Source organism: Streptomyces sp. NPDC020898 (assembly GCF_044333925.1).
GTDB lineage: Bacteria > Actinomycetota > Actinomycetes > Streptomycetales > Streptomycetaceae > Streptomyces.
The window spans coordinates 95,072-110,810 of sequence record NZ_JBIRRV010000004.1 but is presented as its reverse complement, the minus strand read 5'-3'; the positions used below and the strand labels follow the sequence as shown (position 1 = coordinate 110,810).

Annotated in this window: 18 protein-coding genes; 10 read left to right on the top strand and 8 right to left on the bottom strand. The window is 70.0% G+C overall.

All coding sequences use genetic code 11. The features are described 5' to 3' along the window. Positions 1-12: 12 nt before the first annotated feature. The 3 genes from ACH4TV_RS14865 (at position 13) to ACH4TV_RS14855 (ending at position 1,090) form a co-directional block, all read left to right on the top strand. Positions 13-330 carry a hypothetical protein gene (locus tag ACH4TV_RS14865; RefSeq protein ID WP_398397971.1) on the top strand — a complete coding sequence of 106 codons (318 nt, stop codon included), beginning with the start codon at positions 13-15 and terminating at the stop codon, positions 328-330. After that, positions 327-452, top strand: coding sequence for a hypothetical protein (locus ACH4TV_RS14860; protein ID WP_398397969.1), 126 nt, complete (start codon positions 327-329; stop codon positions 450-452). Before ACH4TV_RS14865 ends, ACH4TV_RS14860 begins: the two co-directional genes overlap by 4 nt. 185 nt (positions 453-637) lie before the next feature. After that, complete coding sequence (locus ACH4TV_RS14855) at positions 638-1,090, top strand: DUF5707 domain-containing protein (protein ID WP_398397967.1); 453 nt, start codon at positions 638-640, stop codon at positions 1,088-1,090. 309 nt (positions 1,091-1,399) lie between these two features. Here the strand turns inward: ACH4TV_RS14855 and ACH4TV_RS14850 are convergent, their stop codons facing one another. The 3 genes from ACH4TV_RS14850 to ACH4TV_RS14840 all read right to left on the bottom strand — a co-directional run bounded on the left by ACH4TV_RS14850 (position 1,400) and on the right by ACH4TV_RS14840 (position 3,727). Then, positions 1,400-1,735, bottom strand: a complete 336-nt coding sequence (locus ACH4TV_RS14850; RefSeq protein ID WP_398397965.1) for a VOC family protein — start codon at positions 1,733-1,735, stop codon at positions 1,400-1,402. Positions 1,736-1,837: 102 nt separating this feature from the next. Then, positions 1,838-2,407: a GNAT family N-acetyltransferase gene (locus ACH4TV_RS14845; protein ID WP_398397963.1), complete on the bottom strand. Its 570-nt coding sequence runs from the start codon at positions 2,405-2,407 to the stop codon at positions 1,838-1,840. 9 nt (positions 2,408-2,416) lie between these two features. Next, on the bottom strand, positions 2,417-3,727 hold the full coding sequence (locus ACH4TV_RS14840; RefSeq protein WP_398397961.1) for a hypothetical protein: 1,311 nt from the start codon (positions 3,725-3,727) through the stop codon (positions 2,417-2,419). 369 nt (positions 3,728-4,096) lie between these two features. Between ACH4TV_RS14840 and ACH4TV_RS14835 the strand changes: the two genes are divergently transcribed. The 5 genes from ACH4TV_RS14835 to ACH4TV_RS14815 all read left to right on the top strand — a co-directional run bounded on the left by ACH4TV_RS14835 (position 4,097) and on the right by ACH4TV_RS14815 (position 6,830). Beyond that, on the top strand, positions 4,097-4,300 hold the full coding sequence (locus ACH4TV_RS14835) for a hypothetical protein (protein WP_398397959.1): 204 nt from the start codon (positions 4,097-4,099) through the stop codon (positions 4,298-4,300). Continuing rightward, positions 4,300-4,644 (top strand): hypothetical protein, encoded by a 345-nt coding sequence (locus ACH4TV_RS14830; protein WP_398397957.1) that lies wholly within the window; start codon positions 4,300-4,302, stop codon positions 4,642-4,644. The genes ACH4TV_RS14835 and ACH4TV_RS14830 overlap by 1 nt, the downstream gene beginning before the upstream one ends. Then, the gene (locus tag ACH4TV_RS14825) at positions 4,641-4,883 is read left to right on the top strand and encodes a hypothetical protein (protein ID WP_398397955.1); all 243 of its coding nucleotides are present in this window, start codon (positions 4,641-4,643) and stop codon (positions 4,881-4,883) included. The genes ACH4TV_RS14830 and ACH4TV_RS14825 overlap by 4 nt, the downstream gene beginning before the upstream one ends. A gap of 4 nt (positions 4,884-4,887) precedes the next feature. Then, a complete protein-coding gene (locus ACH4TV_RS14820) occupies positions 4,888-6,252 on the top strand; it encodes a HEAT repeat domain-containing protein (protein ID WP_398397953.1) in 1,365 nt (454 codons plus the stop codon). Positions 6,253-6,341: 89 nt separating this feature from the next. Further along, a complete protein-coding gene (locus ACH4TV_RS14815) occupies positions 6,342-6,830 on the top strand; it encodes a DUF4265 domain-containing protein (RefSeq protein WP_398398809.1) in 489 nt (162 codons plus the stop codon). 52 nt (positions 6,831-6,882) lie between these two features. Here ACH4TV_RS14815 and ACH4TV_RS14810 read toward each other — a convergent pair whose 3' ends face one another. The 3 genes from ACH4TV_RS14810 to rutA form a co-directional block, all read right to left on the bottom strand. Beyond that, a complete protein-coding gene (locus ACH4TV_RS14810; protein ID WP_398398807.1) occupies positions 6,883-7,626 on the bottom strand; it encodes an ATP-grasp domain-containing protein in 744 nt (247 codons plus the stop codon). 132 nt (positions 7,627-7,758) lie between these two features. Then, on the bottom strand, positions 7,759-8,475 hold the full coding sequence (locus ACH4TV_RS14805; RefSeq protein WP_398397951.1) for an isochorismatase family protein: 717 nt from the start codon (positions 8,473-8,475) through the stop codon (positions 7,759-7,761). 83 nt (positions 8,476-8,558) lie between these two features. Next, a complete protein-coding gene (rutA, locus tag ACH4TV_RS14800; protein WP_398397949.1) occupies positions 8,559-9,641 on the bottom strand; it encodes a pyrimidine utilization protein A in 1,083 nt (360 codons plus the stop codon). A 258-nt stretch (positions 9,642-9,899) separates the two neighbouring features. On the opposite strand from rutA, the gene ACH4TV_RS14795 reads away from it, so the two are divergent. After that, on the top strand, positions 9,900-12,875 hold the full coding sequence (locus tag ACH4TV_RS14795; RefSeq protein ID WP_398397947.1) for a SpoIIE family protein phosphatase: 2,976 nt from the start codon (positions 9,900-9,902) through the stop codon (positions 12,873-12,875). Positions 12,876-12,987: 112 nt separating this feature from the next. Here ACH4TV_RS14795 and ACH4TV_RS14790 read toward each other — a convergent pair whose 3' ends face one another. Then, a complete protein-coding gene (locus ACH4TV_RS14790) occupies positions 12,988-13,860 on the bottom strand; it encodes a calcium-binding protein (protein WP_398397945.1) in 873 nt (290 codons plus the stop codon). A gap of 305 nt (positions 13,861-14,165) precedes the next feature. Between ACH4TV_RS14790 and ACH4TV_RS14785 the strand changes: the two genes are divergently transcribed. Further along, positions 14,166-15,377 carry a hypothetical protein gene (locus ACH4TV_RS14785; protein WP_398397944.1) on the top strand — a complete coding sequence of 404 codons (1,212 nt, stop codon included), beginning with the start codon at positions 14,166-14,168 and terminating at the stop codon, positions 15,375-15,377. A 196-nt stretch (positions 15,378-15,573) separates the two neighbouring features. Here ACH4TV_RS14785 and ACH4TV_RS14780 read toward each other — a convergent pair whose 3' ends face one another. After that, complete coding sequence (locus tag ACH4TV_RS14780) at positions 15,574-15,717, bottom strand: hypothetical protein (protein ID WP_398397942.1); 144 nt, start codon at positions 15,715-15,717, stop codon at positions 15,574-15,576. Between the last annotated feature and the right edge of the window lie 22 nt (positions 15,718-15,739).

The window sequence follows — 15,739 nt, the reverse complement described above, 5'->3', positions numbered from 1 at the left end:
GAGGAGACAGAGATGACCCTCTGGAGCAACGAGAGCCTTGGTTCGTGCGCCTTCGTCGACCCCTACGTCGCACATCCCAGTGACATTGCCTGGCCGACTCCCGCCCAGCCCTGCGACGACATCGACTACTTCCTGCCGCCGCCCAACCCCGCCCACCGCCTCAACTACACCCTCACCCCGTCCGACCGGCAACGCCTCGCCCTGCACGCGGCACTCACCGTCGCAGGCATCCCCCCGATGCCCGAGGACCGTGCCGTCATCGACCAGCTCAGCGCCCTGCCGGCAGACGTCAACGACACCCTCCAGCGCTGGCTGCAGCACGCCAGATGAGATCAGGGGAGCCGCGTGGTGAGCGCTGCTCGACGCTCCGGCACGCCCCCTGGCTCCAGCAGGAACGCCCCGAGAAGACCGACGCCCTCCTGAGCGGGCGGCTCAAGTCCCTTCCCATGTAAGGGAATTCAGCGTCCAGATTGCAGCTGCCCGCCTTGCGTCTGGGTCCCTACTGCGAACGACGGTTACTCAGACCGGAGTTGAGTACGTGCGCTCATACCCGGTGCCTGTTGCGCGGCCAGGATGGGTGCAACGGCGCAGCCAAGTGCGCCAGGTTGATTCTGCTGAATCTGATGGGGGAATTCTCATGGCGCGTCGTACCGTTCTGGCCGTGGCCGCTGGTGTCGTCGTTCTCGGAGGTGCCGGAGCCTTCGCTCTCGCCTACGCCGGGGAGCAGTCACCCTCGGTGGCGCACAGCGCCGCCCGCTACGCGGCTCCCGTTGGTGAGCGCGACGGGTCGTTGACCTTCACCACTGACGTCACGGCGTCCTCCGGTGTCAAGGACCTGAAGGTGCTGGCCTGGCCGGCGAACTCGTCCTTCGCCAAGAAGGGGCTGACCGCCAAGGACATGGCCGCCGTGGAGTCGGCCGTGTGCAAGCCGTCCGGTGGGGACACGGCGCGCTGCACCTACACCGTCAAGGTCACCGGTGCCGACGCCGAGGCGTCCCCGCGCGGTGTGTGGCACGTCGCCGTCCTGGCCACATCGAAGGACGGCGACACGAAGCTGGTCACCAAGGCCGCGGACTTCACCGTCGCGTGATCCGCACGTACAGGTGATCGTGGCGGGTGTGCGGTGGGGGCCGGGTGCGGTCCCCTTCCTGGCTCCTCGCAGGTCGACCCCGACACCGGACACATCGAATGACAAGCACCGGCCCCGCCCGTTCATCGGCGGCTCCCTGGACGCCTCCACCACCTGCCTGGCCGGCGCGATCAACGCCCACCCGGTTACCTGAACGTCCGGTGGAGACCAGCGCCTGCTGACCAACTGGCTCAAGGCCCTGCCGCCGCCTGAGCTTGTTCGGTCCCAGATCCGCAGGAACTCTGCGCGCGGCCTGCTGTCCCCGACCGCCTACCGCGGCTGCGTCGCGATCTGGATCAGGTTGCCGCAGGTGTCGTCGAAAACGGCGGTGGTGACGGGCCCCATCTCCAGGGGCTCCTGGGCGAAGCGGACACCGAGGCCGTGCAGGCGCGCGTACTCCGCCTGCACGGCCTCGACGGCGAACTGCGCGAGCGGGATGCCGTCCTTGACGAGCGCGTCGCGGTAGGGCTTGACGACCGGGTCGCCTGCAGGCTCCAGGAGGAGTTCGGTGCCGCCGGGCTCGTCGGGCGAGACGACGGTCAGCCATCGGTCCTTCTTGCCCAGCGGGACGTCGTACTTCTCTTCCGGTCCGGAAGTGTCGGGCAAGGGCCATCGCTCGGTTATTTGCCGCAGTGGGGCCGTGTTCAAGTCGTTCGCAGAGATCAACAAGGCCGGAGAAGGGCACGGCGCCGACGCCTGCCTCGACGTTTACTTGAGATCGACGTGCAGGAGCAGCAGATCGAACTCGGGCCCGTCGGCCCTGCCCCGGTACGGACCCGCGTACCGGTAGCCGAGCCGGGCGTACAGATCCTGACCCCGCCGGTTGGATGGCAGGGCGAGGAGCGAGGACCACTGCGGGGCGATGGCTGTGAGCAACTCGGTGTGCAGCCGCGTACCGATCCCTTTTGCCTGCCACGGCGGTCGTACGGCCAACTCGCACAGCCCCATCAGCCGTTCGGTACGGGCGCCTTCGGGAACCTCGTCCACAAGGCTGGGGCCGAACCAGTACGACGCGCTGCACGGAAAGGCGTACCCGAACCCGACGGCGGTTCCTCGGACGTACGCCACGACGAGAGTGAACCCGGCGTGCTTGAGGTGGCCTTGGACCTGGCGGTGGAGCGCGGGTACGGACAGACCGGAGACTTCCGCTCCGGGGGCGTTGACCAACTCGGGGTGGGCGTCGGCCCAGATGTCGGCAATTACGTCGAGCAGGGGTGGGACATGGCCGGGGCCGTAGGTGCGGATCACCAGGTCTGTGCGGGTGTTCGGGGTGCTCACCGTCTTCTCCTAGCTGACGCCGGTGGTGGTGCGATACTCCTCCAACCAGTCGGCGACCGCGGGGACCGCAGCATGCCGCTGGAGTGCGCTCTCCACGTTCTGCAACTGCTGTAGGAGCCTGTCGGAGCGGACTTCGGGGAGGTATGCGAGGACGCGTCCGGCAGCCTCGGCGGCTGCCTCGGGCTCGGGACGTTCCCTCACCGCATGTTGGATGGCGACATCGGCGGTGTACAGGGCCCTGTTACGGGCGAACTGGTCGCCGTGGAGCAGGACGGCTTGCTCGGCTCCGGAGGCAGCTCGCTCGTGCTGGTCGAGGTCGGCGCGGGCGAGGGCCTCCAGGCCGGCGAGTTCGGCGGGTGTGTAGAACTCCAGCCACTCCGGGTCGGATTCGGTGGGGCCCTTCGCGTAGAGGCGATGTGCGCGTACGACGGCCTGGTCGGCGGCTCCACGATCGCTGAGAAGGGCCCATCCTCCGGCCTCGCGCATGGCGAACAGGCTGAGTAACCGCGAGGAGCCGTAAGCGCGGACGACGCTCTGCGCGCCCTGGGCGGCGCTGATGGCCTCACGCGGCCGTCCGCTGGCTTTGGCCAGCAGGCTCAGGCAGCCGAACGCGTGCCCTTCCAAGCCGGGGTCGTCAGCGATCCTGGCGGCGGCCAGTGCTTCGCTGTACAGGGAGCGGGCGTCGGCGGCGCGCCCCGAGTCGTAGGAGAGCCATCCGGCGGCGATCGACAGGTGCCCGGTCGCAGTACGGAGCCGTTTGCCGGTCTTCTCGGTGTACGAGCCGTCTCGCAGCCAGTCGTACGCGATGTGCAGCACGTTCGAGGCATCCCGACGCAGTGCGGCGGAACCGTGGTCGTGGTCGTGGCTGTAGATGGTGGTGACAGCCTGGTCGACGGCTCGGACGTCCGCGATGCCGATTCGGCCGGGACGCCTCTGAACCAGGGCACCGAGGGAGAAGGAGAAGGCTGCGCCCGCGCTGTCGAAGAGGAAGTCGCGCCGGTTCACCGGCGCGACCGGCTCAGGCTCGTGCGACGCGAGGACCGGCTGTCGTCCGCTTGCTGAGGATGCCGGGCGAAATCCCAGCTCGGTCATGGTTCGTCCACCGGTGAGTTTGCTGAGGATCCTGCGATAGACGGCTCTCGGACAGTCGACGTCTCCGTCCTCCCATGCGGCCACCAGACGCGACGTGCAGCCGACAGGTTCGCCCATCTTCTCGCCTATGGAGACAACCAGTTTCGCGAACTCCTGACGGCTCATCTGAAACTCCAGCTCGCGCACAGCGCGCAGCTGGACGTTGGGACTGTGGCGGCGGTCGGCCATACCGGACTCCGGGGCTGCATCCGTGTGCGGAAAAGGGTGCGGAGATCGTACGGGTCCTCCCTCTGGCATGCCCCGCTTTTGAGGCGGGATCACCCGTGCTGGATGGACTTGCATCGTTCTTGCATCGGGCTGGCATCGCTCCCGCTCGGCCCCAACTGCTTGCGTGGACGGTGACATGGCGGCCGACCAAGGAGGCAGCCGTGGCGAAGTCCCTCAGCAAAGGAGCACACCGACATGCTTGACTTCCTCCGCCGGACCGTCGCTTGGGTGAGGCTTCTGTTGTCCCCGGGTACGGGGCGACGTCGAGCGGGAGCTCACCTTGCCTCGCTTCCCACGGCCGATTGGCAGGACCCCGCCCGCTCCTGCGCGATGCGGCTCCCGGCCCTCCGGTCGCCGTACGGCCTGGACGATCCCCTCGACGGTGGTGCGATCGCCATGGTGCGCCCGTACCTCGATGCGTACGAGCGGGAGTGCACACGGCGGCAGCGGCCTCGGCTCGCTCTGGTGCTCGCTGCCGACTTTCGGATCGACCTCGACCGGCACTCAACGGGTGCACCGGAGGTGGCCGCCTGATGGAACCACTCATCCCACCCCGCCTCCTCCCCTGGCCCTCCCCCGAAGGCAAGCCGTGTTTTCTCGTGCACGGCAGCGAACGCGGCTACGTCTCACGCCTGGCCGACGAGATGGAGGCGACGCAACTGTCCATGGGCACGGACGTGCTGGGCCTCGCCCGCAAGGTGCTGGACGATCCGGTGTCCCCGACCGCCGAGGTCCGGTACGCCGGGATTCGGCTCGCCGAGTGCCTGGGGGATGTGTTGCGGGTCGCCGAATCGAGGGGGATGCGGCTGCCCGTTTCGGACGGTGACGACGCCGAGGACACCGATGTCTTCGAGGTCGTGTCGGGAGCCCACCCATGAGTCCTGGCCCGCACACGGTGTACCGCTACGTTCCGCACACCATCAGGCAGATACCGGAAGCCGGAGTGAGCTACGCGGCGTACTGCTCCGCACCTGGCTGTACGGAGGAGTCCGGGCCGCAGGGCGCCCAGGAGAACGCGCAGGACTGGGCCCTGCGGCACACCGGGCGTACCGGTCACGCCCTGTTCCGCCGGGTCGTGACCGACCACGCTCGGGTGACTCGCGCGGAGGGAAGATAGGCGCGTGACTGACGCGAGCGAAGGCTTGGACGGGTTGACCGGGGACGAGCAGTTGGCGCAGGTGTGGCGCGATGGGTTGATCCTCAATCCCGCGCTGCCCGCGCCCGTGCTGGCACGACTGCTCACTGGCGGAAAGCTGACCGCCACCGCCGCCTTCTGGCTCGCCCACTGCTCGCTCGACCGGGACAAAACGGCAGCGCTGGTGGCCTCCCCGCACTCCGACCACCGGCGTCTGGTGACGGAAAACCCGTACGCTGACGTCGACGTACTGGCGCGGCTCGCCCGTGATCCCGAACCCCGGGTCCGGGTGGCCCATGCGGCGAGTGTGGGTGACGGCGGTCGGCGTATATCGGAGGGTGTGCTGGAGATCCTGGCCGCCGACAGCGAACCGAGAGTCCGGCGGGCAGCGGCGCGCTTGCCTCTGCCGGTTCCTGTACGGGCCCGGCTTGCCGAGGACGAGGACGCCTCGGTGCGGGCCGCTGCCCTCACCGAGGAACTGTGGCCGCAGCTTTCGTCCGCCGTACGCGAGGCTCTGCTCGCCGACCCGGAGCCCCAAGTCCGGGACGCCGTAGCCAAGTTGTTGCCGAGCAACCCGGAACCCCTGCCCGAGCCCCACCTACGCGTGCAGGATCCCGACCCCCGCGTACGGAGTCGGGCGGCCCTGGACCCCGACGTACCGACCGCCCTGGCCCTGCGGCTCGCCGAGGACCCCGACGACAGAGTCCGGCTCGATCTCTCGATGCGCGAGGACCTTACGGCGGAACAGCGCTCCTCCATCGCGTACGTCGTGCCGGGTGGCTACGCCACAACGCCGCGTTGGATCATGGAACGCGGTCACGAACCGGACGTGGCCCGGCGGGCCGCCGCCTCCGGGCACGTCCTGCTGCGGCGGGGCATCGCCGGCCGGCGGCATCTGCCCGCGGACGTCGTGGACCGCCTCGCGCAGGACGAGGACTTCTTCGTCAAGCTCACCCTGTGCGAGTCGTGCCAGGACGCCCCGCACGAACTCGTGCTGGAGATGTACACCCACTGGCACGGTCTCAGGTGGAGCTTCCTGCGCGTCCACCCGAACTTCGCCAGACCCGGCCTCGCCCGCTTCGTCGACCATCCCAATCCGCGGCTGCGTCGCGCCGCCCTGGACGATCCCGAGGCCGGACCCGAGCTGGTCATGCGGCTGATCGACGATCCGGATGCGGAAGTCGCCCGCTGGGCACTGCGGGACCCCCGACTGCCCACCGAGGAACTGCACCGACGCCTCGGCGTCCCAGCCTCCGCACGCGACGCAGCGGCGAATCCCACCCTGGCGCCCGAGACGATGCACCGGCTCCTCGATCTCGCCGGGGTGGCGAACCCTTCGGGAACTCACTGAGCTTGTCTTCCGACCTCGGGCGGCCCCGTGACAGCTACGTTCGATCGCCCAGCTCAGACGCGGTGCGCGGACGTACTGCCGGTCGGCGCATGATGGCCGTCATGGAGAACCCGGTCGAGAAGATCAAGGTCTGGTTTCGGTTCGTCCCTCGCGAGGGGTGGTTCGCGCAGGACACCGAGGGCCTGTGGGCGACGAAGCTCAGCGATGACACGGCCGGCGTGCAGAACGCGCCCTTCCTACAGGACGGGGTGGCCGAGGGCGACGTAGTGCGGTATCGGACCGACTCCGACGGGCTCCACTGGGCCGTCGGGCGGGTCAGTTCCTCCGGCAGTTGCACCATCCGAGTGGTGCCGGTGCCTAACGGGCCTCTGGGACGAAGTCCGCAGGCAGTACATCAGCGCCTTGCGGCGTTCGGACTCGGCGGCGAGGTCTTCAGCGAGGACTTCCCCATGGTTGCCGTCACCGCACCGGCAGGCGCGGACTTCGCCGGGATCAAGGCCCTTCTGACGCAGGGCCAAGAGGAGGGATGGTGGCACTACGACGTCGGCTGTGGCACCGACGAGTGGTGGAACGCCTGAGCGTGGCCCTGCGTCAGGGTCGGCGCCGTGGGCCGGCACCGCGTCCGTTCTCTTACTGGACCGCCCGTGGCACCCCCCTCAAAAACCTCTCGTCCCCCCGACCGACCCGCCCCCGAGGCCCCGCAGCCCGAAGCACGACGTCGAGAACCCCCTCCACCCCCGCCGCGTAACTGTGCGAGAACCACGGCATGTTGGCCTCCACCACAGCCCATCGCTCGCGCCCTCCCCGGTCGGGATCCTGGACGAGGCCGATGTCGACGGTGACCGCGCTCGGCAGGGAGTCCCCCTCCTCGGTGAGGAGTTGATCCGCGAACCGGAGGACATGGGATGCCCGCGCGTCCCCGTCGAGGGGGGCCGGGTCGAGCCGTCCGTACACCGCGTACCGGCTTCCGGTCACCACCCGGCCGTCGAGTACGAACAGGCGGTACTCGACGGCGAACGTGACGACGTCCGACACCAGTACCGCCGTGTCCGGGGTCAGGTCCTCCCCCGTACGGGGAACCCGCGACCCGTCCGAATACACCGCCGCCGGGAACGACTTGGCGCTCGGTGGCTTCACGAACGCCGGGCGCCGGGACTGCCACGCCTCCGCGAGGGTGGTCAGTTGTACGCGCCGTCCCGTGAACTCCTCCGGCAGTTCCGCCAGCCAGCCGTCCGAGGGTTCGAGCAGCCCGAGGCCGAGCGCACCGGCGATCCGGTCGGCCGCGAGGGGACCCCCGTACCAGTGCACCGACCCGGCCACCGAGTCCGCCCAGCGGGCCCGGTCCGCCGGATCGTCCAGCGACCGCACGTCCATCCCCCGGCCGGCCGCGACCTCCGTGAGCAGCACCGTCGTACTGGTCCGCTGCCCCGAGGTCAGGAACACCGGCCCCCGCCCGTTGCCGCCGCTCACGATCCGCTCCTCCTGTGTCCCGCATCCCGTGTCAGCTCACGCCCGGGACAGGTACTCCTTCACCCGGCCCACCCCCCAAACCTCACCGATCTTGTGCCGGATGTCGAACAGGTTTGCTTCGTGGACCCCCGGGTCGCGGTCCCCGACCGCCTCCTCCACCACCACCGGAACGAACCCGTGCTGCATGGCGTCGAGCGCGGTGGCCCGTACGCAGCCGCTGGTCGTCAGGCCGGCGATGAGGAGGGTGTCGATGCCGTTGGAGGTGAGGTAGGTGGACAGGGCGGTGGCGAAGAAGGCGCTCGGGTACTGCTTCGTCACCGTCAGGTCGTTGTCGCCCGGCGCCAGGCCCTCGATGAACTCGGCGTACGGGCTGCCCTCGACGAACACGCGCAGGCTCGGCACCTTGCGGAAGAAGACGCCGCCGTCGCTGCCGTCGGGGCGCAGCACCACGCGTGTCACGATCACCGGGATGCCGGCCCGGCGGGCATGCGGCAGCAGTTCCCTCATCGCCTCGACGGCCGTCTCCGCGCCCGCCCCCGCGTAAAGAGGGCAGGCCGGATCCACGTACGCCCGGGCCGGGTCCACGAGGAGGAGGGCGGGGGCGGCGCCGGGGGTCAACTCGCCGCCCAGACCGGCACGTTCGTAGTCCTCCTCCTGAGCCCGCTCACCGGCGCTCACGACACCGGCGCTCACGACACCGGCGCTCACGGCACCGGCCCGCCGTGCACCGGCCCGCACGGCACCGGCGCTCACGGCACCAGCCCTCCCCGCACCGGCCCGCCGGGCGTCAGTCCTCCCGGCGCCGGGCCTCCCCGCACCAGCACCCGGAGTCGGGCTCACGCCGAACTCCCCCTCCCTGCCCGGCACTTCATCAGCGGCTGGATGTGTGTGCCGAAGTTCTCCAGGCCCTCCAGGAAGTCGTCGAAGACCAGCATGATCCCCTTCGTGCCCGTCACCCCGGCGACCTCGTCGAGCATCCTCGCCACGCTCTCGTACGACCCGACGAGCGTGCCCATGTTGAAGTTGACCGCGCCCTCGGGCAGCGCGATCGTCCGTGCCGTCGAGGTGCCGGTGGAGGTGGTGTCCGTGGCCGTTTCGCCGGCCATGTACGCGAGCGCCGCGCGGTCGGCGTTGTCGTGGTAGTCCTGCCACTTGGCCTGGGCGGCCTCGTCCGTCTCGGCGGCGATGATCATGAACAGGGACAGGGCTCCCACGTCCCGGCCCGTCCGCTCGGCCTCCTCCACCAGCGTGGCCGTGCTGCCCGACAGTGCCGTGGGGGTGTTGACGCCGCTGCCCAGGATGAAGTTGTACTCCCCGTGCTCCGCGGCGAACTTCATGCCGGTGCCGCTCTGGCCGGCCGCGACGATGTCGATGTGGCCGTTCGCCGGGCGCGGGGAGAGGACGCAGTCGTCCATCTCGTAGAACTCGCCCTTGAAGTTGCTGACGCCGTCGCGCCACAGGTCCTTCATCACGGTGACGTACTCGACGGCTCGCGCGTAGCGGTTGCCGAAGTGGTCGTCGCCGGGCCACAGGCCCATCTGGGAGTACTCACCGGGGGCCCAGCCCGTCACGATGTTGATGCCGAAGCGGCCGGGGGCGATCGAGTCGACCGTGACCGCCATGCGCGCGACGATCGCGGGGGGCAGGGCCAGGATCGGGGTGGAGGCGTAGAGCTTGATGCGGTCGGTCACCGCCGCCAGGCCCGCCATCAGCGTGAACGACTCCAGGTTGTGGTCCCAGAACTCCGTTTCGCCGCCGAAGCCCTTCAGTTTGATCATGGAGAGGGCGAAGTCCAGGTCGTGGGCCTCCGCCTTCTGCACGATCGCCTTGTTGAGGTCGAAACTCGGCATGTACTGGGGCGAACTCTTCGAGATCAGCCAGCCGTTGTTGCCGATGGGGATGAAAACACCGATGTCCATGCCGCTCCTCAGACGTTCCTCTGGCGATGCTCAGACGTTCCTCGGACGATGTGAAGTCCTCGACAGTCACTTACGTTAAAAACTCAACTGTCCGCCAACGGGACGGTACATGGCCGTCATGACGGCGATATGTCGCACAACTTGCCCTGGAACCACAGCCGTTGGTGCCCGTCAAGCCTGGTGAAGGTGGCCGGAGGTGTAGGAGAGATTCCTGCAAAGCCTCGCTTCAGGTGGCACCGGAACGGTAAAACTTCAAGCATGAACGCACGGCTGGCACTGCTCGGCTCGGTGGATCCCGGTGTCGCGGAGAGCGAGGTCTTCCGGCTGGCGCTCCAGCACTCGGTGGCGGAGCTGGGCGCGCTGGGGGGAACGATTCACCTTCGCGGCCCCATGTCGGCCCTGCGCCTGGTGTCGGCCACCGGTCTGCCCACGGCGCTCACCGGCCCCTGGGAGATCATCGACCAGGAGGGCCCGCTGGCCCCTGCCCGCGCCCTGTACGAGGGCCGCGGCGACCGCAGCGGTAGTGGCAGCGGTGTGTGGATACCGGGGGATCCGGCCGGGCGCCGCGATCCGACCGCCCCGGTCTGTCCGTCCACCGCCCCGCTGCCCGGCAGCGGTCTGGCCGCCGTACCCGTCGTCCGTGGCGACCGGAGCATAGGAGCCCTCACCGTTTTCACGGGGGACGGCGGTCAACCGACGCCCGCCCACTGGGAGTTCCTCCGGGCCGTCGTCACCTGGACCGAGGAACGCATGGTCCAGGCGCCCCTGCCGGCCGGCCCCGTGCACTCGGAGCTGAGCGGCGACCGGCTCCGGCAGGCGCTGAAGGAGGTCCGCGTCGGGTCGTGGGACTGGCACATCACGAACGGTGAACTCATCTGGGACGAAGCCGCGATGGAGCTGTACGGCACCCGGCCCGAGGAGTACACCGCCCGCGTCGAGAACTGGATGCGCTGCGTCCACCCCGACGACCTCGGGCCCACCCTCGCCCTCGTCGACCAGGCCATCCGCGGCCACTCGGTGTTCGAGGCCGAGTACCGCGTACGGCGCTTCGACGGGACGTACGGCTGGCACCAGGCGCGCGGCATGGCGACGTACGACGAGCAGGGTGAGCCCCTGCGCATGCTCGGCATGGGCTGGGACAGCAACGAGTCGCGGACCGCCCGGGACGCGCTCAGCCGGGCCCTGCGGCACATGAGCGACGGGTTCCTCGCGGTCGACGACGCCTGGCGGATCACCTTCGCCAACCTGGAGGCCGAACGCACGCTCGGCCTGTCCGAGGACGAACTGTTCGGGCGGGTCCTGTGGGACCTGCCGACCGTGCAGGAGCTGCCCGGACTGGAGAGGCGTTGCCGGAAGGCCGCCGCCGAGGACAAGCCGGCCGGCTTCGACATACGCGTGCCCGGCACCGGTCGCCGCTACCACCTGCGACTGGTCCCGGGCCCCGACGGCCGCACCCTCTACCTCCAGGACGTCACGGAGAAGCGGCGGCTCGCGGAGGAACGACAGGCCGCCGAACGCGCCGCGTCCGAACGCGCCGCCCGGACAGCGGAGTTGACCGCCGCCCTCGCCAAGGCGACCACCTCGCGGGACGTCGTCGACGCGGTCGCCCGGCGCGTACTGCCACCGTTCGCCGCAGCCGGCCTCATCGTCCAGACCATCGAGGACGACCGCCTGTGCACCGTCGGAGCCATCGGCTACGAGGACGACTTCCTCGACCGGATCAGCGACACCCCGCTGACGCCCGGCTTCCCCAGCTGTGACGTGATCACCACCGGGACCCCCGCGTTCTTCTCGTCCGCGGAGGAGTTCACCGCCCACTATCCCGCGCTGGCCGACCTGCCCGGGCGCACCGGCAAACAGGCCTGGGCGTTCCTGCCGCTGACCGCCTCCGGCAACACCTTCGGCGTCTGCTCGGTCAGCTTCGACCGCCCGCGCGGTTTCACCGACGAGGAACGCACCCTCCTCACCACGACCAGCGCCCTGGTCGCCCAGGCCCTGGCCCGGGCCCGCCTGTACGACGCCGAGTACAGCCGCTCCCGCGAACTCCAACGCGGCCTGCTCCCACGCGAGTTGCCCAACCTGCCCGCCTGCACGGCCGCCGCCCGCTACCTTCCCGCCGCCCAGGGAGTGGACGTCGGCGGCGACTGGTACGACATCATCCCGCTCTCCGGCGGCCAGGTCGCCCTCGTCGTCGGCGACGTCATGGGCCACGGCCTGCCCCAGGCGGTCACCATGGGCCGGCTGCGCACCGCCGTCCACACCCTCGCCGACCTCGAACTGCCCCCCGACGAGATCATGAGCCACCTCAACGACATCGTCGGCGGCATGGGCGAGGAGTCGTACGTCACCTGCCTGTACGCCCTCTACGACTCCACCACCCAGACCTGTTCCATAGCCCGCGCCGGCCATCCGCCACCGGCGATCGTGCACCCCGACGGCACCGTGTACTTCCCCGAGTTCGACGCCGACCCGCCCCTCGGTGCGGCCGAACCCCCCTTCGAGACCGTCGAGTTGAGGGTCCCCGAGGGCAGCCTGCTGGTGCTGTACACGGACGGTCTGGTGGAGTCGTCGAAGCGGGAGATCGACGAGGGGATGGGCCAGCTGGCGCGCCTGTTAAAGGGTGCGTACGACGCCGGCCAGGGAGACGACCTCGAAGGGCTCTGCGACACGCTCACCACGGGGCTGCTCCCCGCCGACCAACCGAGCGCGGACGACGCGGCCCTCCTCGTCGCCCGTCTGCACGCGCTGACCGCCGACCGGGTCGCCTCCTGGCCGCTCCCCGAGGACCCGAGGGCGGCCGGCCAGGCCCGCCGCCATGTCCGCGAACAGCTCGCCGAGTGGGGCCTGGACGACCTCACGCCCACCACGGAACTCCTGGCCAGCGAGCTGGTCGGCAACGTCGTACGGCACGCCAAGGGCCCCGTCCGGCTCCGCCTCCTGCACGGCGCCGAGCTGATCTGCGAGGTCTTCGACGGCAGCCTGACGATGCCCCGCATCCGCCGGGCCACGGAGACCGACGAGGGCGGCCGGGGCCTGCAACTGATCACCGCCCTCTCCCAGCGCTGGGGCACGCGCTACACCCCGACCGGCAAGTGCATCTGGACGGAACAGGCCCTCCAGCCCCCGGAGAACCGACGGGACGAGACACCGGACAGCGCGCTGGAGCTGATGTTCCTGAACCCGGGGGAGTTCGACGACATCCCGGAACTGAGGGGCCTGGGAGACCTGAACTGAGCGCTCCGCGGGACAGGCGGTTCTTTTGCCGCGGGCCCGGTGGGGGCTTGTCGCGCAGTTCCCCGCGCCCCTTAAGGGCGCGGCCCGCACCCGGTGTGATCTAGTTGCCGCCCTAGTTCTGGTACACCTTGTCGACGCCCGGGCCGCCCGAGAGGGTGTCCTTGCCCGGGCCGCCGTACACGACGTCGTTGCCGCTGTTGCCGAAGATCCGGTCGTTGCCCTGCTCGCCGTACAGACGGTCGTTGCCCCTGCCGCCGTAGATGCGGTCGTCGCCCGACCGTCCGTACGCGACGTCGTTGCCGTCGCCGCCGTTCAGGATGTTCTCGTCGCCGTCCTCGTCGGCGTCGCCCGTGAGCGAGTCGTTGCCGGCGCCGCCGTAACACGCGACCGAGCAGCCGGTGAGGACGTCGTTGCCGGCGCCGCCGAGCGCCCCGAGACCCCAGATCCCGCCGCCGCCGACGAGATGGTCGTTGCCGTCCTGGCCGTGGAGGACGTCCCAACCGGTGCCCACCAGAACGTCGTTGCCCTTGCCGCCGTAGATCGCGGCGTACGCGTGGTTGTTGGCGGCGATCGTCGCGGTGTCGTTGCCGTCGCCCAGGTCGACGTCGTAGATGTCGGTGTCGTCCGAGCCCACCGGGATGTGGACCGCGCAGCGGGCGAACGTGTGGTCGGTCGCCGAGGGGTGCACGCACTCGTACTTGTCCGCCGCGCTGTTGTCGATGGTGATGGGGGCGCGGTCGCGGAAGGTGAGGATGTAGTAGGAGTCGAGGTCGGAGTCACGGGTCTCGATCCTCATCGAGACCGTCAGCCGGTTGGTCTGGCCGGCGGCGGCCTTGTACCAGAGCTCGCCGGCCGTCTGGCGCAGCGTGCCGGCGCTCGGGGTCGCCGCCTGGGCGGCGGGGGCCGTGAGCGCGGCGGCGCCCAGGGCGAGGGTGAGGGTGACAGCGGTGGTCGTCGCGGTGGCGATCCTTCTCCGTGTACGCATGCGGAAGCAGCCCCTTCGGGGGAGTGGTGCCGTGGGTGGGTGGGTCGCGGTGATCGGCGCTTCTGAGAGCTCCTGAGCGCTTCTGATTACCCGTTAGACCCCGGACCGGGGGCCGGGGTTGTACCGGAAACCCGAATCGTTCCGAATCGCGAGGAACGCAGCGAATCGTTGGTGATCACAGTGAATCGCGACGGAATCGCGGTGATTCACGCCTCCGGAGAGAACCCGCACCGCCGTTCGACCCTCTCTATGAGAGGGCCCAGCTCTTCGAGAGGGCCGAGCGAGCGGAAGGGAACCGGGGACACGTGCCGGTCATAGGCCAGCGGACGCACCTCGTGCTGCTCGCCGCCTGGACGATCCTGTGGTTCGCCGTGGTCGAGCCGCACGGCGGGTTCTCCTGGCACTACCTGCGCACCGGCGGGGAGCTGATCTACGAGGGCCCGGGCAGCCCCGACGGCGGCCTGAACCTCTACGCCCACCACCCCGAACTCCAGATGGGCCCCGTCAGTTTCCTGGCGGCGGGCCTGCTGAACCCCTTCCCCGAGCACGTCGGGCAGTTCCTGGCCGCCGCCGTGATGTCGTTCCTCGGCCTGGTGATCCTGGTGGTGGCCGGACGCAGCGCCGCCCAGTACTTCCTGGGCACCGGGACCAACCACCAGCGGTTGCGGCAACGCGTGCTGATCGCGGGCCTCGCCTTCATCCCGATGTGGATCGAGGTCGCCGTCCGCTTCGGCCACCTCGACGACGTACTGGCGCTCTTCTTCACGGCCCTGGCCGTACGTTCCCTCACGCGCGGGGACGCCGCCGCGACCGGCATCCTCCTGGCCCTCGCCGTCGACTCGAAACCGACCGCGCTCGCCTTCCTCCCCCTCCTGCTGGCCCTGCCGAGACCGAAATGGCCGCGCGCCGCCCTATGGTGCGCCGGCCTGATCGCGGTGGTCTGGCTGCCGTTCTTCCTCGGCGCCCCGCACTCGTTCGACGCGGCGGAGTTCGTCATCCCCAACCAGCCCGCGTCCGCGCTCCGCCGCCTCGGCGTCGGCGATCCGGTGACCCCGCCCTGGGTCCGCCCGGCGCAGGCCGCGCTGGGCCTGGCCCTGGGCTGCGTCGCGGTGTGGCGCGGACGCTGGCCCGCCGTCGTCCTGCTCGGCGCCAACGCCCGCATCGTTCTCGACCCCAGCGTCTACACGTACTACACCGCCTCCGTCCTGCTGGGCACCCTGCTGTGGGACGTGATCGGGCAGCGGCGGCTGGTCCCCTGGTGGAGCTGGATCGCACTGATCACCCTGTACGGCAGCGTCTTCGCCGTGCCCGACGACGCGGCCCGCGGCCTGGTCCGCCTGGGCTTCGTCGTCGTCTCCACCTCGTACGTCCTGTTCTGGCCGGTACGGGACCGACGGCGCAGGCATTCCGCGGCACGACCGACGGTCGTTGCCCAAGTGGCCCCGGGAGACGGGCAGTTCGGTCGCGGGGCGGCCGACCCGGAACGCTCCGGTGACCGTTCATCAGGCCGCTGCTAAGCAGGTGATACGCCTCGCGGTCCCCCTCGGACGCATGGGCGCGGTCTCACCCGGCTACACCGACCGCCGAGCCGTCAACGCCGTCCCGCCGGTCTGCGCCGCACCCCGGCATCCGTACGACCCTGGACCTGCCTGCGTTCACGGCCACCCTGGCCTGAGGACGGCGCCGGCGGGACCGGTCGGGCAACGCTCGGGGTCAGCGTTTCTTGGTCTTCTTCTTCTGCGGCGGCGTCCACTCGCCGCGGTGCAACTGGCAGCGGGGGTAGCCGATCATCGCCGGATTCTGGCACCGCTTGCCGGTCGTGGTCCGGGTCGACCTGCACTTGACCTGCTTACCCATTCGTCCTCTCCTGCCCGGTCGA